The following is a 25,444-nucleotide window of genomic DNA, read 5'->3' as shown; positions in this document are numbered from 1 at the left end:
TGTTAAAAAAATGAAAATTTTCTGTTTTTATTTATATACTATAGTATTGATACTAGTCATCGAGGTAATTTAAATTAGAAACAAGGAGAGAACAGTATATGAAACACAATAAAATTAAAGTATCGGCAGCAGACGGACTTGGCGCATTAAGCTCCAAGTCTTATTTATTAGATATGCCGAATGAAGAATTGTTACAGGTGATTATGCCTAAAGAGGCCGCCGTACAACTTATCCGCGAATACCACAGCATTTACGATGTGGTCATGAAAACCACGGCAAATGAATTAAAAACGCTTAAAGGAGTGGGAAATGCCACAATCTATAAAATCGATTGCATACGCGAAATAGTTCGAAGGTTTCAGAGTGAGCATGCGAGTGGGGTAGTGCTGGTCCGTACGCCTAATGATATTTTTATCTACATGGCAGAAATGCAATACCTTGATCAAGAGCAGTTTAGGATTATACTGCTAACTACCAAGAACAAAATCATTGGTCAAACCACCATAACTCAGGGTACAGTAAATATGACGCCTGTAACACCTCGGGAAATTTTTCATGCCGCCATTAAGAATATGGCGGCATGCATCATATTAGTCCATAATCATCCAAGCGGCGACAGTCAACCAAGTGAAGAAGATATTAATGTAACGAAATCAATTGTAAAGGTTGGAGCACTTATGGGAATTTCGGTATTAGATCACATAATTATTGGTAATCAAGAGTACTACAGTTTCAAAGAAAAAGGATATATCTAACAGAAAAGCAGCAGGCAATGATTTACCTTCTGCTGATTCCACTGTTTGTAAATATATAGTCGGCAACGGCGATTTTTGGAATCTTCCAGACACGGTTTAGCCTAACAGCTTTTATCTGCCCGGAAGCCAGTAAGGTATAAGCTGTATTCTTACCGATGGATAACAGTTCGCAGAGTTCATCGACAGTTAGAATATCATGATAATCGTTAAACATGGTTGTATCACCTCTTACTTTATTTATTACCTTTATGTTGACGTATATCATGAGTAAAAAAGCAAGAATATAATGTAAGTTGCGAGATTGTTGCTAACCGAGAATAAGCTCACTAAATCGCCAGTCAGCAGAAATAAAGCTATGCATTGCTATGTAACGGTTTTTCAAATATATATTATAATCATAGAACCTGCAGACTTGTGGATATACCGCAAAGCCCCTGCAGAGGATCATAGGAACATAGGTATCTTTTCTTTAGAGGCAGATGAATTAATTGTCTGGTTCTTTTATTATTTATACGACAAAAATCTAAAATGGGGGAATGAACATGAAACAAGGAAAATCTATTATCCAACTAGCTCAGGAGTTAGACAGACAGCGGCAGGCGAGAAAAGACTATATGGCCGACACCCGGAGCCTGTATGTGAAAACCAACGGCGGTAGAAGTCAGCTAACCATACATTTGGATGATGCCGCAGAATCGTTTCTGCTTAATGAACTGGCCCATAAACAACTGGCTGAGCGGCTACAGATACCGCAGAAGTATTACCATAAAATGCGATTTGAGTATCCTTCACTTCTGGATGAGAACGTTAACTCCTGGCTGGGAAAAAATCCGGAACGCCGTATGATACGTACTTTGGACGGACAAGTCCGCGCTTTTTTGAGCGACCGCTACCGCCGGTTGGACAATTTAGAATTGGCTGATGCCATATTTCCGCTTATACAGGACATGAAAACCACCGAAATTGTATCGAGTGAAATTACCGAAACCCATATGTATATCAAAATCATTAATAAGCGCCTGAAAGCTGAAGTGGCTGTCGGAGATGTGGTGCAGGCTGGGCTGGTGATATCCAATTCCGAAGTGGGCTTAGGCAGTTTGAAGGTAGAGCCGCTCATCTTCCGGTTGGTATGCAAAAACGGCCTCATCATCAAAGATTACGCCCAAAAACGATACCATGTAGGCAAGCAAATAGAAAACGACGACAGTGCCTATGAAATCTTTTCCGATGAAACATTGGCGCAAGATGATAAAGCCTTTTTCATGAAAGTCCAGGATACCGTCCGGGTAGCCATCGACGAGAGTAAGTTTCGGTTATCGGTAGAAAAGCTGAGAGTTACTATGCAGGAATCCACTGGTTCTGATCCGGTTAAAGCGGTAGAAGTATTAGCTGACCGTTATATGTTAAATCAAGGCGAACGCGGCAGTATCTTGCGGCATTTTATTATGGGTGCCGACAACAGCCGGTACGGCTTAATCAATGCTGTAACTCGGGCTTCTCAGGATGTTGACGATTATACCCGCGCAACCGAATTGGAGCGTTTGGGCGGGGAGCTCCTTGCGCTTCCCCTGGATAAGGGCAAAGAACTAGTGCCTGTGATACCGCCAAGTGAAAGGCAGCTTGCCAATATCATACCTTTGGAAATCGCTCGATGAGTGGGGAAGGATGGAAATCATCATGGTTATCAGTACTTGTTTGGCCTACAGCGATATACAACTGGAACTCAGTCAATTGCAGGAAACCTTTATGCTGGCTATACGGTCTGCAGACAATAGCTATATCCAACTAACGGTAAACTACACACAGGCAAAGCTTCTAGCCGAAGGGCTAACCGGTTTTCTCTGCCAGGCACCAGTGCAGCCACTTTTGGCGAAAGGAGGTGCTCTACTAGGAAATGCGAAACTACAGATTGAATTGCACACTATTGTGCATTCTGAACTAAAAAGGGAACAACTTACAGCCTGCCAAAATCCTCTGTCCTGACGGCAAAGTCATTCCTCAAAAGCACACTAGGATGGACGGAATTTGCTTGGACATTGTGTTTGGTGGCTGGTACGGCGTTAACCTTAAGAAGCTTAAAAGTACTGAACTAAAATAAGAGCTTGCCTATTCTGGCTATGCTCAGACAGAAAGCTCTTATTTCCTTAGCAGGAGGAGGGAATTTCATGCAGCAAATCGCTGGTAAACTGGTTAAAGTTATGGAGGAATGCAGCAATATCCGTAAAAATGGCATCAATGATTTTCACCATTATAAATATGCCACATCTGCGGATGTATTGGAAAAAGTGAATGCCTCGTTGGTCAGGCATAAAGTGGCAACCATCGTTGCACCTGAAATAACAAGCAGCAATGATGTCATCAACAACAAAGGCAATGCCGAGCATCTGGTGACAGTAAAAGTCAATATTACCTTGGTGGATACTGAAAGCGGGGAAAGCATCGTCGTAACCGGTTTTGGCAGTGGCCAGGATGGTGGCGACAAGGCCGTCATGAAAGCACAGACGGCAGCCATCAAATATGCTTATATGCTTAGCCTAGCTATCAGCACTAACGATGACCCAGAAGCGGACAGCAGGACGGATGAGAACGTATCGTCTCCGTTGGAACAACCGTTAAAGCGAGAAAATGCCAATGACACATTACTGTGCAGTGACTGTGGAGTCAAAGTATCCATTGGTGTTAAGAATGTATCCATAAAAAAATACGGTAAGTCATTATGCATGAAATGCCAGAAAAAGTCACAGGCCATTGCATAGCAAAGCTTTCCGTCATAGCAAAAGAAGAATTACAATATAAATCTCTATAAAAATGTACAAGTAGAACAAAACTAAAAAGTAACCATAGAGTATATGAAGCGGAAAACCACTGAATAGAATTTGTTCAGTGGTTTTCGCATTGTACTAATTTCCTGTTTGCGGGCAATATACGCAACTTAATTTAACAGAATAGCAATAAGTTGGATTTTAATACCGCTATGCATTTTTTTGACACGTACAGGGTTAATTAAAGGACTATATGTGTTGTTTTTTACACAAATGGGTAAGTATACAATTTTTTTACAATCGCTTACATTATTAGCTAAGGACAAAAATTTCTGCTGTTTTATAGTTGCCCTTTGCCAGTTGCCCAAGCAAAAACGTAGACTATGTCGTGTATAAGCTGAGATATTACCAGCGGAACAAAGGTTTTGGAGTGTAGGTATGTTTACTCAGAGATATAAAAGAATTGGTTTAAAGATTGCTTATTATAGGAAACTGAAGGGATATAGGCAAGAAGAACTGGCCCGTAGGGCTCAGATAAGCACTTCTTATCTTTCGCGTATTGAACGTGGCAATTACACCAAAAGTGTGTCTTTATCTGCCATATTAACGATCGCGCTAGCATTGGAAATCGACATTATCGAGCTCCTATGCGATAAAGGTCCGAATTAAACTAAGATTTTACGGTCACATTGCTTAGGATCTTTTAACTTTGAAGGAATCGTGCGGTTGGGTATTAACTGGTGACTATCCTGAAAAGCATGACTTAATAATAGCTAATCTGCTGATGATAAGTTGCAAAATTTACGAATAGAGGGGACGATTTCATGAGTGTACTGTGTAAAAAGTGTAAAGCATTAAATGAAGAAAACGCAAAATTCTGTTCGCATTGTGGTTTTAATCAGGAACTGGTAGCAGTAGTTGAGAAAGTAAGCGAAACATCATATGTAGGCGAGATAATGCCGGAAATAAAACGAGAGTATCAATTTAAAAAGAGAAACTATCTTGGTAGTTTGCAGTATTCAACCATTACGACCTGCATTCAGTTAGAGCCTTCTTATATGAAAATCGTACAAGATAAAAAAACGCTGGGCATTTTTGAAAAAAGGCTGTTAGAAACAAAAATCGAGTATGTAGAAATCCATGACATCGTTATGAAAAAGACTATGGACAAATATGATTCGGTTTTTGCGATCATTTTTTGCATACTTGGCATAGCTATGCCACTTGTCTTTTTATTGGCTATATTACTTTTCTGGATTAGCTACGGGAAAAAAATACATATTTTCACCGCAAAAAATGTGTATAAGATTCCAACCTCCGCGGAATTTGAATTACATGAATTGATGGCATCCGTAAAAACATTTAATCCCAATATTTTTATCAAAGGGTAATAAGGAAATAAAGATAGGAGGCAGGTTCAGTGAAATTTTGCATCTGCTGTAAACAAATTGTCTATCCGACAAAGAAGGTAAATTGGATTTTACTGATGTTACTTTGCCTTATTACGTCTGGCGGATGGGTAGTTATTTATATACCCTACTATTTCCTGTTTAAGGGTAAAAAATGTCCGATATGCAACGGCAATGAATTTAGAGATTAATAAGGAATAGATAGAGGATAATTTGCTGCTGATAGTACAATATCATGCGAATCGTTAACTGCTTAGAACGAAAGTGAATTTTGCCTGGGAGGACAGAAATGGAAAAATGGTATTATAAGACCTGGTTTGTAATAACAATGTTGGTACTCTTTTTCCCTATTAGGATTAATTTTAGTATGGAAAACGCCTAACTGGAGCCGAAATGCTAAATGGATTGTGAGTGCGATTGTGAGTGTTCCCTTTATCATTGCAATATTTGTTGATGTAACAAGGTCTACATTAATACAGCAATCGTCGGAGCATAAAGTAAAGATGGCAATAGCAGAGGCCGATAAGAATTTTTCTAATGATTTAAAGAAAGCAATAGACAAACAGAATACAGATGTACTTTTGGCTTTATATACTAACGCCAAGAACGATGAGCAAAAAGCCAAAATTATCGAAGGAATTAACAGCAGTTATATGAAATGGCTGGGGGATCTACGGGATAAAGAACGTTTTACGATTGGGTTAAAGGACGAATTAGTGAAATACTATACACCACTGGCGTTTGTCGAACAAATTGACGATCCCAGATTGGATGACCTGTTGTTGGTTAGGAAGAATATTGGCCAAATCATACAAAACCTGGGAATGATAGATGAAGCCCATAAAAAATACGGTACGGATGTGCAAGTGGTTGAAAATCCGGATCAGGCCCAGTGGCTGGATGTCTATGTGGCTAAACGAGTGGAAAGAGCCTTCAATATCAAAATTGGCAATGTAAAATTGACAGATAATTACACCGACCAATATCAAATCACCAGCTATAAATCAATTTTAAGCGCAGCTGTACCAAGTGATAGTTGGGAAGCTATAGCCCCTTTTAAAAAGTATAGCCTTGTAAAGCCGGGCATGAAACGGTTTTATGGCGTACCGGTAAGCGAAAGAAAATTTGTAAAATCCAATGGATTTGAAGTTATGCTGCCAATTTTTATTGAAGTGACACAAGAAGATATTGAATATAGCTATAGGGTAAAGGAATATCGAGTTAATCGAAACAACTTAACGATAGCTATCTATAAGACGATTGATAAATATGTTCCGCAGAAAAGCGAGAAATAGTGATCAGACTATGTTTGGTAATTCGTAAAAAAATCTATTGGAGGGAAGAATATGATTAAAAAAGTAAGTGCGTGTTTCGGTATCCTGGTAATGCTTTTAATATTATCAGGGTACGATGTGACGAAAAAATGCTTTGCTATGTCGTTTGAACAAGGAAACCGCGTGTTTCTAAGTACTTGGAGAGTGAATTATCCAGATGATGAGAACACACAGTGGTATACAACCATAACAGAGAACGATTTTATGGGCTTGGGCAGCTATACGGTTGATGAAACCGCATTGCCGGATCGTTTTACATACAGAGTAACTTTGCATCTTAATGATAACCCCAAAGTTTATTATTGGGTGAAAATTAGTGAGGGGACCCGTGGTTATGGAATGAAAGTACAGAAAGTGGATGGTGCTTGGCATCATGTGCTTAATGGATGGAGAGGTATAAAGCAGTAGTAAATGATTGTAATTTCTCGCGAGCATTTGTAATATAAGATATTTATCTACGATTCTTTCTGATTTAAGAATTGTCAGGCTTCAGGGAGGCTACCGGTGATCCGGTAGCCTTTTTTATGTCTGATTACTATTTTTTCCTCATATATCATATAATCTTACAAAACATCCTAAATTATGTTTTTTTTCTATTTTATAACAGGATTTAGGACAAAGTTCCCGAATCTAGTAAATAATAACAAAATTACATAAGCGAGGGGAGTATATGAAAGACTGGAAAAAGCTCTGGGCGTACGGATCGGCAACAGTTTTATGGTTTGCATCGCAGTTAGGATTGGTCGATGCTCCTCATGTCGAGGCCAAAAATATTCAGCCTAATGATTCAAAGTTAAAAGTTTCATGCAGTGAACCTATTTATTTGGAGAAAACCAGCACAATCCAAAGCTCGTTAGAAGAAATCTTTGCTACAGACAATCTGGAGCAGATGGCTCATTATTCCCATCGTTCACACAGTTCTCACAGGTCTCATTCTTCTCATAGCTCACATTACTCCCATTATTCTGGTACGGGAGGATACGGTGGAGGTAGTAGTGGCGGCTATTACAGCAGTGTACCGGCTGCACCTGAGGATGCTATGGACGTTCGTACAATCCAAAAGAAACTCAATGATCTTGGCTACGATTGTGGGGTTGTGGATGGCGTTAAGGGGGACAAAACCAGAGAAGCGATACGCAACTTCCAAATGGATTATGGTCTTACCAATGATGGGGTTGTAGGTGCCGAGACCAAATCAAAACTGGAGGCTGTTGATCTAACTAGCATTCAAAAGAAGCTTAAACAACTTGGCTATGACTGCAATACAGTCGGCACCCGTGATGAAAAAACAATACAAGCTATCAAGGATTTCCAAGCTGCGGAAGGTCTCGATAGCTATGGCACCATCAATCGCGTAACCAAAGAAGCGATTGAAAAGAAAGAAGTTCCTAAACCGGTAACTCCCGAGCCGGCTAAACCACAGACACAAAATAAATATAATTACAAACCGAGTTTTTAGGTGATGAAAATGGACGACACACAGAACGGGCAGTCCTTTATTATTGAAACGGAGCCCGGCGTGTTCTTTGTAAAACTAAAGAAAGCTGTTTATGAGCAGGAGGCTGTTATGCAAGCCTCCTATAAATTTACCAATGCCTGTTTTATTAAGATCGACGCTGTCGAGGAGGGCTACGTAGGAATATGGTTTAAGGCCAAACCGCAAGTCAATATCGATCCGAATTTACTGTTATGTGAGTACTGTAATGAAGTATTAGACCAGCAGGTACGGCTCGATCTTGAAAAACGGTATGGGAAGCTCCGGGATACTATCTATCAATTTGCGTTTGTCCCTATTAAAGACCGTATGGATGATTTGGATGAATGACATGATGAAAAGTGAGTATAGTATATTGCCTTTCAATTTTAGGCGGTTACCGGGACAACGATTACTCCTGGTTAACCCGAGCGGAGAATTTATCTTTGTTAGCAGTGATAATTTTAATGATTTATTAAATCATAATTTGACACCCCAGAATCCCGTATACTTTGAGCTCAAAGGCAAACATTTTCTGGCGGACACCGATTTTGATTTCGCTCAGGAAATGGTGGCTACCCAACTGCGTAGCCGCAAAAGCTTTTTGCGGCATTTTTCCTCTTTACATATGATTGTTGTAACAGCGCGGTGCAACTTTATTTGCGATTATTGTCATGCTTCCAGTGCCGCGCTTGAACAACAACGTGCTGATATGACTTGGTCGGTTGCCAAGAAAACGGTAGACCTGATTTTTTCCTCCCCATCGCCGATACTAAAAATCGAATTTCAAGGCGGCGAGCCGTTGCTTAACTGGCCCATCATTAGAGAAATTGTCCAGTATGGGGAATTTCTGAACCGTTTTGCCAAACGGCAGATGGAATTTGTGATCTGTACGAATCTGACATTGCTAACGGATGAAATGATCTCCTTTATTAAAGAACACAAAATCATGATTTCAACATCTCTGGATGGACCTAAGCCTATCCAAGATGGTCATCGCAAAACTCGTGAGGGGTACAGCGGTTATGATGCCTTTCGCAAAAACCTACAACGGCTGCGGGATGGAATCGGACCTGAATCTGGCTCCGCTTTACTGACAATAACCAGGACGAATCTTAACAAATTGCCCGAAGTTATTGATCATTATGTGGAGCTGGGCTTTGATGGCATATTTCTGCGGGCCTTAAATCCCTATGGTTTCGCCCGGCAGAATATAGCGCAACTGGGGTATTCCATGGAAGAATTTGTTGCTGCATATAAACCTATCTTGCGTTACCTGATTGATCTAAATATACAAGGTATTCCTTTTGCCGAATACTATACGACGTTGCTGCTACAGCGGATTTTCACAGCGTTTTCTACTGGTTTTGTGGATTTACAGTCACCTTCCGGGGCGGCAATCAGTGGCGTAATTTATGATTATAATGGGGAAGTTTACCCGACGGATGAAGCGCGGATGTTGGCGCGCACCGGTGACAAGCGTTTTCGTATGGGACATGTTTTAAAAAATAGTTATGAAGAAATTTTTGCGGGGCCTTTGGTAAAAGAACTGGTCAAAAAATCTTGTATCGAAGTACTGCCAGGCTGTGCTTCTTGTGTATTTCAAGCGTATTGTGGTGTAGATCCTGTCCGTAATTATGTAGAAACCAAAGATATAGTCGGTCATAGACCCGGCAGTGATTTTTGCAAAAAGAACACCTTGATTTTAGAGTACCTATTTCAATTAATTGATGAGAACGATCCGGACGTCATGGATGTTTTCTGGTCTTGGATAACACGACGCCCTTTGGAGGAAATACGCCATGATAGCTCTGATCGGAACCGCTCTTAATATTAAATACCCTATCGTTGGGATTGTTACCACTACACCAGTAAATCTATTTACCCGCCACAACCGAGTATTGGTTTCCCCTGACATCAATGGGACTGTTTTCGGCTATGCCTGTTGTATCACTAGTCAGGTTATACCCTCAATGCATACTGGGTATTTGGTTCATTCGGTGTCCCAATTAGATATATTACAGGATGGTGACATTGTACTCGTTACTCCGGAAGGCCGAATCAATCTTATGTACCAGAGTGGTCACGCCGATCATACCCTATTTATCACTAACCGCTGTAACAGCAGGTGTATTATGTGCCCCCAGCCACCCAGTACTGATCCACCAGATTGGCACGATATCAACCAGAAGGTTCTTTCCTTATTAAAAGCAGGAAGTTTGAAACATATAGGCATTACCGGCGGTGAGCCGACAGTGGTCTTAGACCAGTTAAGTAAGGCTTTAACGTACCTGCAAAATCATTTTCCGGATACATTGATATCCTTATTAACCAATGGTCGTAGATTTCGAAATTTTGATGTAGTCAGGCAAGTTGTTGCTGCAAAAAACAAGAAATTGCTGTTCTGTATTCCGCTTTATGCCGATAACGATATCCAACATGATGGTATTGTAGGTGTGCCAGGAGCATTTCAGGACACTATCCAGGGAATTTATAATCTTTATCGCATGGGTCGGAGAATAGAAATTCGTATCGTTGCCATGCGACAGAACTTCGTGCGGTTAGCTGCGATATCGGAATTCATTTATCGTAATTTTCCTTTTGTTGCTCATGTTGCTTTTATGGGGATGGAGTATACTGGGGAAGCCGAAAAGCATCTGGAAGATTTATGGATTGATTCGCGAGAGTACAGCCAACAGTTAAATGAAGCAGTGTGGCATTTGCATCGCCGTAGTATGAACGTGTCTATTTATAATATTCCATTCTGCTTGTTGGAAGAGCCACTGTGGCAATTTGCACGAGATAGTATATCTTCATGGAAGAAAGAATACTTGGACCAATGTGATACTTGTTTGGTAAAAGAAAAATGTGGTGGTGTGTTTAGAACTTCAGCTGTGCAGAGTAAGACTATATCTCCAATTTGAATATTTTTACATCTCAAAATTCGAGAATTCTACTTACTAAGTTCATTTTCACAAAAGTGATATTTAGAAAGGGATTGAATTTATGAAGATTAATGAAGAATATTTAAAAAAATTAGTCGACAGACAAACAGAAAGTTTGAATGTGGAGTTTAAAAGATGGATCGACCCCAAATCACCTGAAGGTATTTCGAAAATTATTAAAGCAAGTATTGCTATGAGAAATAACAATGGTGGATTCTTTTTCATCGGTTTCGATGAAGAATCTCGTCAACCTGATTTAGATAATGCTCCTATACAGGATGTACGAGATCTTTATAATCTTGATGATATTCAATCAATTATTTCGAAATATGCGTATCCGCAATTTGAAATAGATATTCGTTTTGTTGAAAAAGGTGGGCAGGATTATCCAGCGATATGTATTTCAGAGGGAATACGCACACCAGTTTCGACTAAGTCTGAATTAAGAAATGCAAATGATAAGTTACTAATTAAGCAAAATACTGTTTATGTCAGAACATTAAAATCGAATGGAACACCAAGCACTTCTGAAGCAACTTATCAAGATTGGGATAAATTAATTAATATTTGTTTTGACAATCGTGAAGCAGACATAGGGAGATTTGTTAGGCGCCATCTTTCTAATGTAGACAAAGCAGTTTTGCAATCTTTATTTAATAATATTATCGAAATATCACAAACTCGATCTGCGAGTTATGATGAGTTATCTATAGATTTATTAGACCGTGGTAAGAAAAGATTTGAAGTTATGGTTAAAGAAAAGTATCCTAACCAACAACTTCCTAAACATGGTACATGGGAAGTTACCTGTGTTGTTAATTCACATGATCAAAAGTATTCTGCGAATCGAACATTTCTAAACCTGCTGTCATCTAGTAATCCGAATTATACAGGATGGCCAATTTGGCTAGATAGCAGAGACTTCACTAATCCGGCAGCTCGTCCATATGTCTTTGAAAATGCTTGGGAAGCTTGTATGGTATCTCTTAATAGTGACTGGTCCAATCATGTAGACTTTTGGAGAATAGATCCGCTGGGGCAATTTTACCTATATCGTGCCCTTGAGGATGATATAAAACCATCAATTCCGCCTTTGGAATTATTAGATTTTGGGTTACCTATTTGGAGAGTTGGAGAATCTTTGGCTGTAGGGTTAGCATTTACACAAGCTATGAGTTATGAAATAGAAACTACAAATCTGACATTCAGTTTCCGGTGGACTCAGTTACAAGATAGGACTTTAACCTCGTGGGCCAATCATATGAGATCAATAAGGGAGCGGAGAGCTACTCAAAATATTGTTCTATCTAGCGTTAATTTGCCACTAACAACCCCTTTGTCCGCTTTGTATCAGTACGTGGATATGGCTACGAAACCGCTTTATCAAATTTTTGATGGATTTGAACTTTCTACAAATATTGTCGAAGAGTTAACTCAAAAAATGCTCGGAAGAAAAGAGTAGGGTTTGGCAATCGGTAATTATATCTTGAAATTTAAGGATGGTGCAATATGGCAAATTATGCACAACTTAGTAAAACTTTGGAAGACAGAATTAAAAGTGATATTGCTGAAGGAAAAAAGCTTAATTTAGCAGTTGATAATGATAAGGCTATTCGCAGAATTGATGATAAAGATAAAGGAACCGTATTACGCCCGTCTTATGCACGGGATGTAGATAAAATTATGTATAGTGTGTTTTATAATCGATATGCAGATAAAACCCAAGTATTTTCATTTTACAAAAATGATGATATTACTCGAAGAGCATTACATGTTCAATTAGTATCTAAAATAGCAAGAAATATTGGGAGGATTCTAGGACTTAATTTAGATTTAATTGAAGCAATTGCTCTTGGTCATGATCTTGGGCATACACCTTTTGGGCACGCTGGCGAAGACTTTTTAAAAGAACTATACTTCAATAATACAAGACGTTATTTCAATCATAATGTGCATAGTGTTCGAGTTCTCGATGGCCTATTCCATTATAATATTAGTCTGCAAACATTAGACGGCATACTTTGTCACAATGGTGAATTTGAATCAAAAGAATATCATCCCAGCAAATTGGATTCTTTTACAAAATTTGATGAAATGGTTGAACAACTTTACACTGATGAATCATTAATAAAAAAGATGATACCATCTACATTAGAAGGTTGTGTTGTAAGAATTTGTGATATGATAGCGTACATAGGAAAAGATCGGCAAGATGCTTTTAAGGCGAAACTTATCTCTTCAGATGATGTATTTGAAAATGGCTCTTTAGGAATCCGTAATGCTGAAATTATTAATAATATGGTTGTAAATATTATAGAAAATAGTTATGGGCAAGGCTATATAAAATTAGATGATGAATATTATAATCACCTTAAGTTGTCTAAGAAACAAAATTATGATTATATATACAAAAATAAAGAAATAAAGCAAAAGTATGATGATATTATAAAACCGATGTTTGAACAGGTTTATTATAAATTGCTTAGTGATTTAAAGAATAGCTTGACGAATTCAGTCATTTTTAAACATCATATCGAGTTTGTTCAGAAAATAAGGAAGGGATTAAAGTTCTATGAGCCATACCTCGCAGAGGAGCCCAATCAAATCGTGGTTGACTATATTGCAAGTATGACAGACGATTATTTTATCGATCTTTATAATTACTTATTTCCACAAAGCCAATATAAAATTGACTATGTCTCATATTTTAATGATCTTTGATTCTATCATTTAATATTTTCGTTTAAGATATGTCTGCAAATTGAAAAGGAGATGTCTTGATGCCCCGAGTTGCTGATGAAATTCTGCGCAAAAGAATAGACGAATGGAAGCAGAGGTTGATTGATCTCACGCGTAAAAATGGTTTGATTAATTATAAGCGGACGAAGAGCAGCACTTTGGAAATCACGATACCGTCAGCAGATCAAATATTTCGTACTATTTGCATAGAAAACGGTAGTTTCGCCTTTTGGTTGCCCCCAGAAGTGTCAGAGAAGCCTATTTCATCTGAAACTGATGAATCCGTTACGGACAGACAGAAGTCAAATAGTAGCGAAATCGGAAACGCTATACATTCGTTGTCTAACAATGAACAAGCCTTAGAGGCCGTAGAGAAAGTAGAAGAGGGCGTCGTTGATCCTGCTCCTGGAGCTGAATTACCTACAAAGCTCGATAAGGTATTGGTCGCTGGAAAACTTGATAGGAAAACAATTAACAATACACTCAAAAATCTTTATCGCAAAGAGACCGAGGAATACAGGGAACGCGGTATTCGAGTACTATTCCTGGCTTTTGGTATGCTCGTATGGAAAGAAGAAAACGCAGAGGAATCATTACGGTCACCGTTATTGCTTTTTTCTGTAGAGTTGAAACGGGAGTCTGCCCATCATCCGTTTGAACTCTTTCCAGCAGACGAGGAATTGGTTATCAATCCCGCGCTGGCAGTGAAACTTCGGCGAGATTTTAACATTGAACTGCCGCCTCTAACCGATGAATGGGACGAGATGAATGTAGATGAATACATGGCTTCTGTTCGGAACTTAGTCTATGAAAGAGGCTGGACAGTTGAGCCCACTGTTGCGCTGCGAATATTTACCTTCGAAAAGCTGGGCATGTATCAGGATCTTGAGAAAAATTTTGAGGTTATTGCCGGACACACATGTGTCAACGCTCTTTGCGGAGGAAACCTGCCTCAGGCTGATCTTGCCGATATTAGGGATACACGGAACTTAGACAACGTCCAAAAGCCCGAAGCTACTTATCAGATTCTTGATGCCGATTCAAGTCAACAGCAGGCTATACAAGTTGTTTTGCGCGGCCAAAGCATGGTTCTTCAAGGTCCGCCCGGTACAGGAAAAAGTCAGACCATAGCCAATATAATCGCTGAATTTATCGCACGCGGCAAGACTGTCTTATTTGCCAGCGAGAAGATGGCCGCATTGGAAGTTGTAGCTAAAAGGCTCCGTGGGGCAAAGCTCGGAACTTTCTGTCTTGAACTTCACAGCCGTAAAAAGAACAAGAAGGAAGTTGTAGACGAACTCTACTCATGTATGGAGAATTGGCTTGAGCCTCAAAACGGGATCAAGACAGAGGACTATACAAGGCTTTCGGCACATAGAAAGAGTCTAAATGAGTATGTTACGGCACTTCATGCATTTCGGACAGAGATCGGTCGTACTGCTCGGCAGGCATTCGTTGCGGCAACAGATGATATTGAGGCTGTAGAACTCGGTATGACCAAGCTCGACGAGCTTTCTCCCTCACGTGTGCAGATATGGGAGGACACCTTACGCTTTATGGTGCCCGTATGGCATGTTGCGGTCAAAGGTAAAGACTTTCCTTGGCGTGGTTGCCTCGAATCCGACTATTCGGTTGCTATCGAGCACAAATGGGTCGCGTTATTGAATGAAACCGTAGAGGCAATTGATGCGCTACGACGCCTCAAGGATCATACCGTTGAAACGACTGGGCTTCAAATCGCTGACAGCTTGATTGAAACGAAATGGTTAGAGGAAATGCTGGCTCATATTGAGAAGCGGCAGACCCCTGATCCGACTTGGTTAGCATCGTCTGCTCTAGACGAAATTCTTGCCGAAGCGAAAGAATTCGGTCGCCTGTCGGAATCATACTGGACAACCCGGTCGAAACTTGCAGCCCGATACGACGAATCGTTTTTCAGCTTAACACCTGAGACCAGCCAAACGATAAAAGCAGCGTGGACGGATGCGACAACGAAGTTGCCAGAAGATCCCGATGGCTCAAAATTGCTTGCAGGCTATGAAAACTTGGCTAAAGTGCTAAACGTATTGCCTTCACTGCTTGAGAGCCTCGAAGACGACTGCAATTTGTTGGCGTCTGCTTTCGATTGCGAAACTGCGCCGTTCTCCATGGAAAGCGCAGGGCTACTCCAGCATCTGGCTTCGCTATGTTTAAGTAAGAATCGCCCTGACGAAAGATGGCTGACAACAGAGGGGATTGAAAGAGCAAAAACCTTCCTAAATGCTAACCGGGCAGATTACGCTGATTTTGTCAGAATTAAGGCTGATTTACTTACGCGCTACGAAGAAGAATATCTGGAACTGGATCATACTGAATTAGCTCTGCAGTTTTCCGGAATCACGTACAATGCTCCCCTTGCATGGCTTAATCCAGGTTGGTATACGGCACGCAAACAACTGTTGTCTCTTACCCGTGACTTACGTCTTCCAAACGACATCGTAGCGGACTTTAACATAGGAAGAAATCTTTCACGCCTTTCTCGTAAGCTCGAAGCGCTCCGTCCTGCTGCCCAGGAAGCTTTAGGCTTTTATTTCAAAGGCGAGGATACTGATTTTGCGGAAATTTCTGCAGCCCTCGATACTGCCGACGCCTTGCTGGAAGCGACTGGAGGGGAAGTCCCCTCCGGCTTGGTGACTTGCGCTAAACAAGGAGGGAGATTTTCCACGCAAGCTGCAGAAGCCGTCAAGCGGATAGTGGAAAATGGGGAGGCTATTTTATCCGTTTCACGTCAACTCGCAGCCTATGTCGATGTTTCCAAAATGGCTCTGCTGGGCAGGCCGCTCGAAGAGTGTAATACCAAGGAGTTAATCCACTGGACGCAAGAGCTTTCGGATGCTCTCCGCCGGTTGGCCGCCGGACTTAACTGCATCCATACTGCCGAAGGTCATTCTGGTCCTGACTCGCTTGAGCAAATTCATTCCGATCTAGTGTCAAAGTTCAACTTAGATTTAATAGCTGAAGAGATGAAAAGGGAATCTGAACGGCTCCAGTCTCTTTTCGGTAAGCGGTTTCGTGGTCTTGATACGGGCTGGTCGGAAGTCATGGCGGCTATAGAATGGACACAAAGATTCAAACGGTTAAATGAAGGACGGGAAATTGCTGAGAAACTCGCAAAATTTCTATCCTCGGGCGATGCGCTGCCTTACAACTCCACAACTCTACGAGCAGCACACGCCCGTACCGAACAGGCTGTGAAAAATATCGAAGACTTTTTCGAACCTAATCTTATTCAGTTCCAGGATTGTGGTTTTTTTGATATTTCCGCCAAAGCAAAACTTTTGATCGAAAGGGTAAAAGACCTTGAACACTGGGTAGATTACAAGAGCAAGTTCGGTCGTCTGTGTTCGATTGGTCTCAAGGACTTTATCCAAAATATTAGTGAGAACCCGCCTCAATCAGGCGATTTAATTCGGATTCTGAAAAAGTCAATCGCCGCCGAGCAAGTTCGTATCCTCATCGAGACAGTACCGGCGTTGGCTAATTTCAAAGGGGTGAATCACGAGCAATTGGTAGCTGAATTCCGGATTATAGATCGCAAAATCGTTGAGCTTACACCTGCATCCATTATTCACGCATGTAATGCTCGACGGCCGACGGCCAACGGGTTCGACGCCCAAGGTTCTGAGGTAACATTACTTCGGCGGGAGGCCAAGAAGAGTCGCCGAATTCTGCCGCTTGTCACGTTGTTCGAGCGAATACCCAATCTTCTCCTTAAACTCAAGCCTTGCTTGATGATGAGTCCGCTATCCGTGAGTCAGTATATCAACCCAGATCGATTTAGTTTCGATCTTGTCATATTTGACGAGGCATCGCAGATCTTCACCGAAGATGCGGTCGTTGCCATTTATCGGGGTAAACAAGTCGTCGTCGCCGGCGATAGCAAGCAAATGCCACCTACCAGTTTCTTTTCTTCCTTAGGTGAGGAACCTGAAACCAACGATGACGAAGAAACCTTTTCTTCTGTTGGCTATAGCAGCGTACTCGACGAGTGCGAGGCATTTCTGCCGCCTTTTCCGCTTCGTTGGCACTACCGCAGTCGGCATGAGTCACTTATTACTTATTCTAATTCTGCATTTTATCGCAATCTCGTCACATTCCCCTCTGCTGTAGCCGAACATCCAGATTACGGCGTTCAGATGGTTCACGTCCCAGATGGCGTATACGAAAGAGGCGGCCGACGCTGGAACTTGCGAGAGGCGGAAGTAGTTGCCGAACAGGTGTTTAAACACTTTGAAGTTCATTCTGGCAAGAGCCTTGGTGTTGTAGCCTTTAGTAGGCAACAGGCAGATGCCATTGAGGATGCGCTTGAAAAGAAGCGCAATGAAGATTCAGCTTATGAGGGATTTTTCAATGAAGACCGGCTAGAGGGCTTTTTTGTTAAAAGTCTTGAAAACGTCCAAGGTGACGAGCGGGACGTCATGATATTCAGTATCGGTTACGGCTATGATCGTCAAGGTCGCATGACTATGAGCTTTGGTCCGCTCAACCAGGAAGGTGGAGAGAGACGCCTCAATGTCGCGATCACGCGTGCGAGGGAAAAGGTTCTAGTCGTAAGTTCTATTAAGGCATCAGATTTCGATCTTTCCCAAAACCCTAAGCCAGGTGCACTCCACCTATATCGATACCTGGATTACGCCGAACGGGGTCCTTCGGCCCTTGAAATTACTCATCCCGCTGGCCGTGGAGAAGAAGAATCTCCGTTTGAAGAAAGTGTTGCGGCAGTCATTCGCGAACTTGGTTATGCTGTCATACCTCAGGTGGGTTGCAGTGGCTACAGGATTGACCTAGGCATTTTGCATCCCTCCGAACCCGGACGATTTTTTCTAGGCATCGAATGTGACGGAGCGAGTTACCATTCAGGAGAAACGGCGCGCGACCGCGACCGGCTGCGCCAGCAGGTTCTGGAGCGACTTGGCTGGAGGATATACCGCATTTGGTCCCAGGATTGGTTCCGCCACAAGGAGCGGCAAATCGAAAATTTAAAAAAAGCTCTTGAGGAAGCGGTTAACGATCCGACAAGTATTCCCCGTGCCGATCCTATTGGACCGGCGGCTGCTAGGGTAACAGTCAAGAAGGTTCAAATTCCAGAAGCGAAGCCTATCAATGTTCAGGACCTTAAGGGAACCAGTGAGTATCAGATTTGCAACTTATCCGGTCAACAGGGGGACTTACCTTTTCATATTGCGGAGAATTTAAACAGGCTTGCGTGGCTTGCACGGAAAATTGTTGATACCGAAGGCCCGGTTCATATTAATATCGTTGCCAAACGTCTGGCGGAGGCTTATTCTTTGTCCAAGGTAGGGGAAAGGATGCGTCAAGCTGTTTACACGGCTGTGAACCGCGCGGCTAATGGCGGAAACATCATAATTCAAGGCGAATTCCTTTGGCCCAAGAACCAAATCGGGGTCATCCCCAGAATTCCCGGACGCTCAGAGGCATCGCATAGAGCGGTAGAACTGATAGCTCCAGAGGAAATACAAGCAGCCATGGAGCTTATCATCCGGCAATGCGTGGGAATCTCACTCGACGGACTTATTACAGAGACCGCCAGGATGTTCGGCATACAGAGAGCTACACCCCGGATAAGGGGTATACTGGAAACCGTGGCAAAAAAAATGCAGCAGAAGGGCGCTGCTACGGTCAACGGCGATAGCTTGACTTTGAAAAAATAAAGACAGTTTGATTATCATGAGAGCTAACACGATGATGGAAGAATGGAAATCTTGGTAACCAGGGTGAGAGTTTTCTTCGTGTCTTGTCACAGATTTATATTATAGACTGAAAAAATCCTAGTGACAGGTAAAGCAAGCTCAGAGGAGGCATGATGATGTTTTTTAATATTCAAGATTTAACTAAAGAAAAGCTTCAAGAACTTATTGACAATCAGGTCTTTGAGAATAAGGAATTAGAATATAAGGACTATTCTTTTACCAATGGCAAAATAGATGAAAAAAACAAAGATAAATTCATGAAAGAAATAGTGTCTTTTGCAAATACAAACGGTGGATTTATTATTATCGGCATGAAAGAAGATAATAATAGGTTACCTATAGAAATAACAGGAGCAGGATTTCCATTGACGCAATATGATAATTGGTTATCATCTTTTCGTCAGCTAGTACTATCCCGAATACGTCCTCATTTACATGGCATAGAATGTAAGCCGGTTGAATTAACCAATGGTACCATCGCTATTGTAATCCATGTACCAAAAAGTTATGCTCGCCCACACAGCTTTTGGGATGGTAACAAAGATGAATTTTATATGCGATATGCTAACGGAATAACATACATGGATATAGACGATTTACGAAAACAATTTTTGCATTTGGGGTATATGCAAAGTCAAATTCAGCAGTTTCGCAAAGATAGAATTTCAATGATATTAGCAAATGAATGTGTTGGCGATTTAGGGGCGAAAGCAAAGCTTGTATTTCATATTATTCCCAAATGGAGTTTTGAACTTGGAAATACAATTGATCTGAAAATAGTCGACCATAATCGAAGTTTCTTGCCCATTTCTGGAGACGGTTGGAGTTACCGTTATAATGCCGACGGTTTTTGTATCTATTCAGTAGATTCTTCAACAAGGAAAATAGAAACATATACCCAAATATTTCATAATGGCATTATTGAAGCGGTAGAAATTCGTTTAGTTTCAGGTTATCAGCCAAACCAAGTTTACGCCTGGAATGAGACACAAAAGGCGGTTATACAAGCAGCTTATAGATATAGAGATGTATTATTGGAATTGAATGTCCCTAAACCATGGCATATTTATGCCACAATTCTAAATGCAAAAGGATATTATACCCAAGCTGATGGTTGGAGTGGTACTTCCGCGCCACTTGATAGAATGATTATACAATCGCTAGACGGAATATTAGATGATGGAGATTCAATGGATAGTGCATTAAGACCGGTTTTTAACTCACTGTCTAACGCTTTTGGATTCAAATCATCTGTTTGTTTTGATCAAAATGGAAATATACAATCTAGTTATTTAAAATAATTGAATAACAGTATTTTTGCTGTAGCGGACTAATAGTTGAGCTTATTGACCAATGGCGTTGAGTCTTAGCGTTATCTATTGAGGACTTAGGTAAGAATAGTTATTTTCGATAAATGGGGGAACTAGTTTTATGAGTCGTGATAATTTTGACTTGAATACAAAAGAGACGCTTGCCAAACGGGTTGGTTTTAGATGTTTAACCCCAATTGTAGAAAGTTAACTAGTGGTCCCCAAATAGACTCAGCAGCATCAATTAATATTGGTGTTGCGGCGCATATTAGTGCTGCATCTTTGAATGGTCCAAGATACGATTCGCGATTAACCCCGGAAGAAAGGAAATCTATTGATAATGGCATATGGCTTTGCCAAAATTGTGCGAAACTGATTGATAATGACCCAGTATTCTATTCCACCAGTATTTTGTTTGAATGGAAACATTTATCAGAAAAAGCAGCTCTATTAGAAATACAAAATAATAGTGTAATTAATTTTTGTCGATGACCGAGAAATAATTAAATTTTTTGCCCAATGTTTTGACCGTCCAGCCTTTCAAGATCCATTTCATCAAGAAGGGTCAATGGAGAGCTTCGATAAAGCTATAGAGGATACTATTACCGCTATTAATACCGGCGCGCTAAGAGCAAGAGATGGAACAATACTCCAAACATCAAGAGGGAAAGCCTTCTTATCAAATATATCGTGGAGAAGAAAAATGAATGCCATTGTCGATCTACTTAGGGCGTTACGCGAAAGATACGAACTGGCTGTAAGAAGTGACGATATTCACTTAGGGTCAGTAAATGGAGGAAAGCAGTTTTATTGTATTAATGACTGCCAATTAGGTGCATGGTTTGATTTGACGCGGGTCGAGATACTTAAAATATTTTCAGAAATATGTGATGAAGCTGGGATTTCTAACGAGTTGCATTTTCCACGGCATAGGCGATCTTGGAGGGATTGGTAATTAGTAGGCTTCTTAAGAAGAACGAAGGAACGGTCAGTCTTTTTTACCTTGCGCTGATTTATGGTGTTGTTATTTATATTGCTTGAATAGTTTTATGCTAGGTCTAGAAAGAGCAGAGCATTTCTATGTTGCGCTAAATGCGGGGGTTACCTAATGCTTGAAATTACCGGGAATGATATTCGAGATTTGAGTGATTCAGATTTAAGAGGGCTCGTTGGGCTTCTGTGTGAAGCAGAACTTCGTGCTGCTGACTTCCCAACCGCTGGTGTGACCTGGAGTGGGCATCAAAATGCCAAAGACGGAGGACTTGACGTTCGGGTTGAAATAACGGCAGTTTTGCACGAGGATTGCTTTGTCCCAAGGTCAATCACAGGTTATCAAGTGAAGAAACCTGATATGCCTCGGGCCGCCATCACGAGTGAAATGCGACCGGGTGGCGAATTAAGGAAGGTTATAAACGATCTAGCTCAAGCCGGCGGCGCTTATATTATTGTCAGTAGTCAAGGCTCATTAGCAGACTCCGCTCTTATAGATCGGAGAAGCGCGATGAAAGAAGCATTATTTGATTGCCCATTTTTTGATCAGATTAAATTGGATTTCTATGATCGCGAGAGAATTGCTAGTTGGGTTCGGAGCCATCCATCTCTTATACTCTGGGTAAGAGTTAAGATTGGACGTTCAATACAAGGGTGGAAAACCTATGGAAACTGGACAAAATCACCTGGCGGTACTGAAGCGGACTATATGATAGATAATCATATACGGTTGCATAATAGCGCTAATCCTGGCTCAGATGGCCTATCAGCATTAGATGGTATTAACGAACTTCGTATACTACTTAGTCGTCCTTCGTCTTCCGTACGCTTAGTAGGCCTTTCAGGTGTGGGGAAAACTAGGCTGCTTCAAGCTTTATTTGATGAACGTATTGGCCAAAAACCTCTAAACCGAACACAAGTATTCTATACGGATATGAGTGATAGTCCTGATCCACACCCTGGAAATATGGCCGAACGATTGGTGGCTCTGCAAAAATCTGCTATCTTAATCATTGACAACTGTCCGCCAGAATTACACAGGCGTCTCACTTCTATATGTACAGCGTCTGATAGCCAGGTTAGATTAATTACTGTAGAGTATGATGTTAGAGATGACCAACCAGAGGAAACAGAAGTATTTCGCTTAGAACCAGCTTCCAATGAACTGATTGAAAAGATGATACAGGTCCGTTTTAACCATATAAGCGATATTGATGCACGCACAATAGCTGAGTTTTCTGGTGGCAATGCCCGAATTGCTATTGCACTAGCTAATACCGTTAGGCGCGGCGAGAATCTGGCAAATTTAAGGGATGAAGAACTTTTCTCCAGATTGTTTCAACAGAGGAATCAGGTTAATGAATCATTATTGAGGGCGGCTGAAGTCTGCTCATTGGTATACTCTTTCGACTGTCAATCCATTGAGGGAAGTGCTTCGGAATTGGACAGACTTGGTTCATTAATCGGAATGAACCACAAAGATCTTTTTCAACTTACAAGCGAATTAAAGCGAAGAGATCTTGTGCAGCAAAGAAGTAACTGGAGAGCCTTGTTACCTCACGCTGTTGCTAATCGACTGGCTAGAAGGGCATTGGAAAACATACCTTTGAATGAAATATACCGTACATTTGAAATAGCTGGGAATGAACGGTCTTTGATGTCATTTTCCAGGCGGTTAAGCTATTTGCATGAATGTGATGCTGCAAAAGAAATAACAGGGAGATGGCTTTCGGAAAAGGGACTTTTAGAGGATATTAGCCACCTAAATGATCTAGGAATTGCTTTATTTATAAATATTGCTCCAATCAATCCAGAGCTAACACTGGCAGCTATAGAGAGAGTATTAGGCCAAACAGCTCATCAAGAATTTTTTTTACGTAAAAGCTTTCATTATATTGAGTTTACTCGGCTTCTTCGATCATTAGCGTATGACAAAGAGCTATTTGAGCGATCTACGCTACTTCTATGTCGCATTGCAATTTCTGAAAGTCCTAACGAGAACAATAATTCAATAAGACATTTGGTAAAATCCTTATTTCATTTATATATGTCAGGTACACACGCTACAGCAGAGCAGCGATTGAAGATAATTGCAAAATTGGTAGAATCTAACCAAGCTGATCAGGTTGATTTTGGCATGACATTATTGGATGCTGCTTTAGAGACTTGGCATTTCAGTCCTAATTATGGTTTTGAGTTTGGGGCCCGCTCAAGAGATTATGGTTTTACCCCTAGTACTGAACAAGAAATTAAAAATTGGTATAAAGTTTACGTTGAATATGCTGCTGCTCTTGCAGTCTCTGAACGAGCGGTAGCACCTAAAGTTCAATCTGTTTTAGCTGAGAACTTTCGTGGGCTGTGGCTAAGCGCAGGTATTTATGATGAGCTTGAGTGTGTGGTAAATATGATTTCTAGTAACGATGTTTGGATAGAAGGTTGGTTAGCCGTGAGGAGCACTCGAAAGCTCCATAAAGATGGGATGGAACCTAGTATTCTATCGCGACTAAATAAACTAGATGCATTATTAAAGCCGACGAAATTAATTGACCAAGCAAGACTTTATGCGTTGTCTGATAACAAGAATGGTTTAGGTCTAGCCGATACAATAGAAATAGATGAAGATTATACTGAGACCTGCAATAATATTAATCTAACTACGCGCTCTATAGGGCAAGAGATAGCGGCTGATGACGAGGTCTTCAATGTGTTATTACCGGAACTCTTAACTAGTGATAGTTATAGATTATGTAGTTTTGGTCAAGGACTGGCTGATGATTGTGTTAACCCCTATAAAATGTGGAAGGCCTTTTCCGATGGCCTGCAAGTAATTGAAGAAACAAGACGGCGGTATGGTTTACTAATTGGATTTTTGAATGCAATTGAACAAAGCGTATCTGAAAAGCTACTTGATGCGGCTGTCTCAGATCGTGTTTTAGCTGCTGCATTTCCAACATTACAAATCAGTGTACAAATCACAGAGCGAGGTATAACGAGGCTTAAGCAGTCACTTGATTTTGGAGTGGCACCAATATGGCTCTATAGCAATTTAGGATATAGAAGACGCAATGAGATTATTAAAGATGAGGATTTGAGCGAATTACTTCGCTTAATATCTTCCCAAACAGATGGTATTGAAGTTGCTATTGATATTCTGAGAATGAGATTGCCTGGGAATCCTGCCGACAAATCCCTAAGCAGCATTATTGCTTCAGTAGGCCAAGATTTAGTTGTAATGTACGATTTTTCGCTAAAAAACAATAGAAGTCATATGGATTATTCTTTGGCGACTATTATTAAAAAATGTTTTATCGGAGCAAGGGGAGCTGAAAACGCAAGCAAAGTATGTAGCAAGATTGTTAATTCCTTAATGACGCAAAGTATCCACTTATTGAGTGATTATCGTCATGTATTAGAAGCATTTGCCAAGATGCATCCAATTGTTTTTCTTGATACTATTTTAGCGGAGAAGAATCTTAACCATCGAATTGATTGGGGTATTAATGCCAAAATCCCTCTCTCAGTGATAGCAGAAGATGTAGTAATAGATTGGTGTGAGCTCAATCCAGGCTCAAGGTATTCCATTCTATCTTCAGCTTTATTGCCATACCGAAAGAATACGGAATCAGATGTATTTGAATGGACACAGTTGGCATTAACTGTTATTGATAAATGCCCCGATCCTATTACAGCATTGAATAACCTCAGTTCTGCCTTTCGGCCAACGGCGTGGAGTGGATCAAGAGCGGAGCTTATGGGCAAATGTTTAAAACTTATTTCCGATCTAAAAACTCACAACAATACGGATGTAGTAGAGTGGGCAATAAATCGAGAGCAAGTTTTTGCAGAGGAAATTAGACATGAGCGTGGGCATGAACGTAAATATGAGCGCGAACAGAATGAACGTTTTGAATGAAGGATAAGGCTGACAAGGTCTGTAAGCAGCAGTGCCTGTTTCTCGGGTGGACATTTTACTGAA

The 25,444-nt window shown here is 40.9% G+C and carries 20 protein-coding genes; 19 read left to right on the top strand and 1 reads right to left on the bottom strand.

Translation table 11 applies throughout. The features are described 5' to 3' along the window. Positions 1-98 precede the first annotated feature (98 nt). Entirely contained in the window at positions 99-755 is a 657-nt protein-coding gene (gene radC, locus SATMO3_RS17465) for a DNA repair protein RadC (protein WP_371371023.1), read from the top strand. A 22-nt stretch (positions 756-777) separates the two neighbouring features. Here radC and SATMO3_RS17460 read toward each other — a convergent pair whose 3' ends face one another. Further along, positions 778-969 (bottom strand): helix-turn-helix domain-containing protein, encoded by a 192-nt coding sequence (locus tag SATMO3_RS17460; protein WP_371371022.1) that lies wholly within the window; start codon positions 967-969, stop codon positions 778-780. Positions 970-1,297: 328 nt separating this feature from the next. Between SATMO3_RS17460 and SATMO3_RS17455 the strand changes: the two genes are divergently transcribed. The 18 genes from SATMO3_RS17455 to SATMO3_RS17370 all read left to right on the top strand — a co-directional run bounded on the left by SATMO3_RS17455 (position 1,298) and on the right by SATMO3_RS17370 (position 25,381). Next, entirely contained in the window at positions 1,298-2,410 is a 1,113-nt protein-coding gene (locus SATMO3_RS17455) for a DUF932 domain-containing protein (RefSeq protein ID WP_371371021.1), read from the top strand. 10 nt (positions 2,411-2,420) lie between these two features. Beyond that, positions 2,421-2,738 (top strand): hypothetical protein, encoded by a 318-nt coding sequence (locus SATMO3_RS17450; protein ID WP_371371020.1) that lies wholly within the window; start codon positions 2,421-2,423, stop codon positions 2,736-2,738. Between the two features lie 182 nt (positions 2,739-2,920). Beyond that, positions 2,921-3,511, top strand: coding sequence for an ERF family protein (locus SATMO3_RS17445; RefSeq protein WP_371371019.1), 591 nt, complete (start codon positions 2,921-2,923; stop codon positions 3,509-3,511). Between the two features lie 444 nt (positions 3,512-3,955). Then, complete coding sequence (locus SATMO3_RS17440; protein WP_371371018.1) at positions 3,956-4,186, top strand: helix-turn-helix domain-containing protein; 231 nt, start codon at positions 3,956-3,958, stop codon at positions 4,184-4,186. A gap of 155 nt (positions 4,187-4,341) precedes the next feature. Beyond that, the gene (locus SATMO3_RS17435; RefSeq protein WP_371371017.1) at positions 4,342-4,908 is read left to right on the top strand and encodes a zinc ribbon domain-containing protein; all 567 of its coding nucleotides are present in this window, start codon (positions 4,342-4,344) and stop codon (positions 4,906-4,908) included. Positions 4,909-5,429: 521 nt separating this feature from the next. Further along, on the top strand, positions 5,430-6,221 hold the full coding sequence (locus SATMO3_RS17430) for a hypothetical protein (protein WP_371371016.1): 792 nt from the start codon (positions 5,430-5,432) through the stop codon (positions 6,219-6,221). A gap of 51 nt (positions 6,222-6,272) precedes the next feature. After that, a complete protein-coding gene (locus SATMO3_RS17425) occupies positions 6,273-6,668 on the top strand; it encodes a hypothetical protein (RefSeq protein ID WP_371371015.1) in 396 nt (131 codons plus the stop codon). 262 nt (positions 6,669-6,930) lie between these two features. After that, entirely contained in the window at positions 6,931-7,719 is a 789-nt protein-coding gene (locus tag SATMO3_RS17420) for a peptidoglycan-binding protein (RefSeq protein WP_371371014.1), read from the top strand. 9 nt (positions 7,720-7,728) lie between these two features. Next, positions 7,729-8,085, top strand: a complete 357-nt coding sequence (hxsD, locus tag SATMO3_RS17415; protein WP_371371013.1) for a His-Xaa-Ser system protein HxsD — start codon at positions 7,729-7,731, stop codon at positions 8,083-8,085. A 1-nt stretch (position 8,086) separates the two neighbouring features. Continuing rightward, positions 8,087-9,565 (top strand): His-Xaa-Ser system radical SAM maturase HxsB, encoded by a 1,479-nt coding sequence (hxsB, locus tag SATMO3_RS17410; RefSeq protein WP_371371012.1) that lies wholly within the window; start codon positions 8,087-8,089, stop codon positions 9,563-9,565. Next, the gene (hxsC, locus tag SATMO3_RS17405) at positions 9,537-10,658 is read left to right on the top strand and encodes a His-Xaa-Ser system radical SAM maturase HxsC (RefSeq protein ID WP_371371011.1); all 1,122 of its coding nucleotides are present in this window, start codon (positions 9,537-9,539) and stop codon (positions 10,656-10,658) included. Before hxsB ends, hxsC begins: the two co-directional genes overlap by 29 nt. A gap of 82 nt (positions 10,659-10,740) precedes the next feature. Beyond that, a complete protein-coding gene (locus SATMO3_RS17400; protein ID WP_371371010.1) occupies positions 10,741-12,141 on the top strand; it encodes a helix-turn-helix domain-containing protein in 1,401 nt (466 codons plus the stop codon). 47 nt (positions 12,142-12,188) lie between these two features. Then, positions 12,189-13,400: a deoxyguanosinetriphosphate triphosphohydrolase family protein gene (locus SATMO3_RS17395; protein WP_371371009.1), complete on the top strand. Its 1,212-nt coding sequence runs from the start codon at positions 12,189-12,191 to the stop codon at positions 13,398-13,400. Positions 13,401-13,459: 59 nt separating this feature from the next. Continuing rightward, positions 13,460-19,129: a DUF3320 domain-containing protein gene (locus tag SATMO3_RS17390; RefSeq protein ID WP_371371008.1), complete on the top strand. Its 5,670-nt coding sequence runs from the start codon at positions 13,460-13,462 to the stop codon at positions 19,127-19,129. 149 nt (positions 19,130-19,278) lie between these two features. Beyond that, on the top strand, positions 19,279-20,469 hold the full coding sequence (locus tag SATMO3_RS17385; protein ID WP_371371007.1) for a helix-turn-helix domain-containing protein: 1,191 nt from the start codon (positions 19,279-19,281) through the stop codon (positions 20,467-20,469). A gap of 192 nt (positions 20,470-20,661) precedes the next feature. After that, positions 20,662-20,970 carry a hypothetical protein gene (locus SATMO3_RS17380; protein WP_371371006.1) on the top strand — a complete coding sequence of 103 codons (309 nt, stop codon included), beginning with the start codon at positions 20,662-20,664 and terminating at the stop codon, positions 20,968-20,970. Positions 20,971-21,046: 76 nt separating this feature from the next. Continuing rightward, the gene (locus SATMO3_RS17375) at positions 21,047-21,433 is read left to right on the top strand and encodes a hypothetical protein (protein WP_371371005.1); all 387 of its coding nucleotides are present in this window, start codon (positions 21,047-21,049) and stop codon (positions 21,431-21,433) included. 153 nt (positions 21,434-21,586) lie between these two features. Then, complete coding sequence (locus SATMO3_RS17370) at positions 21,587-25,381, top strand: hypothetical protein (RefSeq protein ID WP_371371004.1); 3,795 nt, start codon at positions 21,587-21,589, stop codon at positions 25,379-25,381. Positions 25,382-25,444: the final 63 nt, after the last annotated feature.

It is taken from the genome of Sporomusa aerivorans (genome assembly GCF_041428895.1).
In the GTDB taxonomy this organism is placed as follows: Bacteria; Bacillota; Negativicutes; order Sporomusales; family Sporomusaceae; genus Sporomusa; species Sporomusa aerivorans.
Note: the sequence above shows the minus strand (reverse complement) of the source record. Positions and strands in the feature narration are given on the sequence as shown.

Excerpts from the sequence above, each read along its gene's own strand:
- radC (WP_371371023.1), top strand. The coding sequence starts at position 99 with ATGAAACACAATAAAATTAAAGTATCGGCAGCAGACGGACTTGGCGCA.
- SATMO3_RS17460 (WP_371371022.1), bottom strand. The coding sequence starts at position 969 with ATGTTTAACGATTATCATGATATTCTAACTGTCGATGAACTCTGCGAA.
- SATMO3_RS17455 (WP_371371021.1), top strand. The coding sequence starts at position 1,298 with ATGAAACAAGGAAAATCTATTATCCAACTAGCTCAGGAGTTAGACAGA.
- SATMO3_RS17450 (WP_371371020.1), top strand. The coding sequence starts at position 2,421 with ATGGAAATCATCATGGTTATCAGTACTTGTTTGGCCTACAGCGATATA.
- SATMO3_RS17445 (WP_371371019.1), top strand. The coding sequence starts at position 2,921 with ATGCAGCAAATCGCTGGTAAACTGGTTAAAGTTATGGAGGAATGCAGC.
- SATMO3_RS17440 (WP_371371018.1), top strand. The coding sequence starts at position 3,956 with ATGTTTACTCAGAGATATAAAAGAATTGGTTTAAAGATTGCTTATTAT.
- SATMO3_RS17435 (WP_371371017.1), top strand. The coding sequence starts at position 4,342 with ATGAGTGTACTGTGTAAAAAGTGTAAAGCATTAAATGAAGAAAACGCA.
- SATMO3_RS17430 (WP_371371016.1), top strand. The coding sequence starts at position 5,430 with ATGGCAATAGCAGAGGCCGATAAGAATTTTTCTAATGATTTAAAGAAA.
- SATMO3_RS17425 (WP_371371015.1), top strand. The coding sequence starts at position 6,273 with ATGATTAAAAAAGTAAGTGCGTGTTTCGGTATCCTGGTAATGCTTTTA.
- SATMO3_RS17420 (WP_371371014.1), top strand. The coding sequence starts at position 6,931 with ATGAAAGACTGGAAAAAGCTCTGGGCGTACGGATCGGCAACAGTTTTA.
- hxsD (WP_371371013.1), top strand. The coding sequence starts at position 7,729 with ATGGACGACACACAGAACGGGCAGTCCTTTATTATTGAAACGGAGCCC.
- hxsB (WP_371371012.1), top strand. The coding sequence starts at position 8,087 with ATGATGAAAAGTGAGTATAGTATATTGCCTTTCAATTTTAGGCGGTTA.
- hxsC (WP_371371011.1), top strand. The coding sequence starts at position 9,537 with ATGATAGCTCTGATCGGAACCGCTCTTAATATTAAATACCCTATCGTT.
- SATMO3_RS17400 (WP_371371010.1), top strand. The coding sequence starts at position 10,741 with ATGAAGATTAATGAAGAATATTTAAAAAAATTAGTCGACAGACAAACA.
- SATMO3_RS17395 (WP_371371009.1), top strand. The coding sequence starts at position 12,189 with ATGGCAAATTATGCACAACTTAGTAAAACTTTGGAAGACAGAATTAAA.
- SATMO3_RS17390 (WP_371371008.1), top strand. The coding sequence starts at position 13,460 with ATGCCCCGAGTTGCTGATGAAATTCTGCGCAAAAGAATAGACGAATGG.
- SATMO3_RS17385 (WP_371371007.1), top strand. The coding sequence starts at position 19,279 with ATGATGATGTTTTTTAATATTCAAGATTTAACTAAAGAAAAGCTTCAA.
- SATMO3_RS17380 (WP_371371006.1), top strand. The coding sequence starts at position 20,662 with ATGTTTAACCCCAATTGTAGAAAGTTAACTAGTGGTCCCCAAATAGAC.
- SATMO3_RS17375 (WP_371371005.1), top strand. The coding sequence starts at position 21,047 with ATGGAGAGCTTCGATAAAGCTATAGAGGATACTATTACCGCTATTAAT.
- SATMO3_RS17370 (WP_371371004.1), top strand. The coding sequence starts at position 21,587 with ATGCTTGAAATTACCGGGAATGATATTCGAGATTTGAGTGATTCAGAT.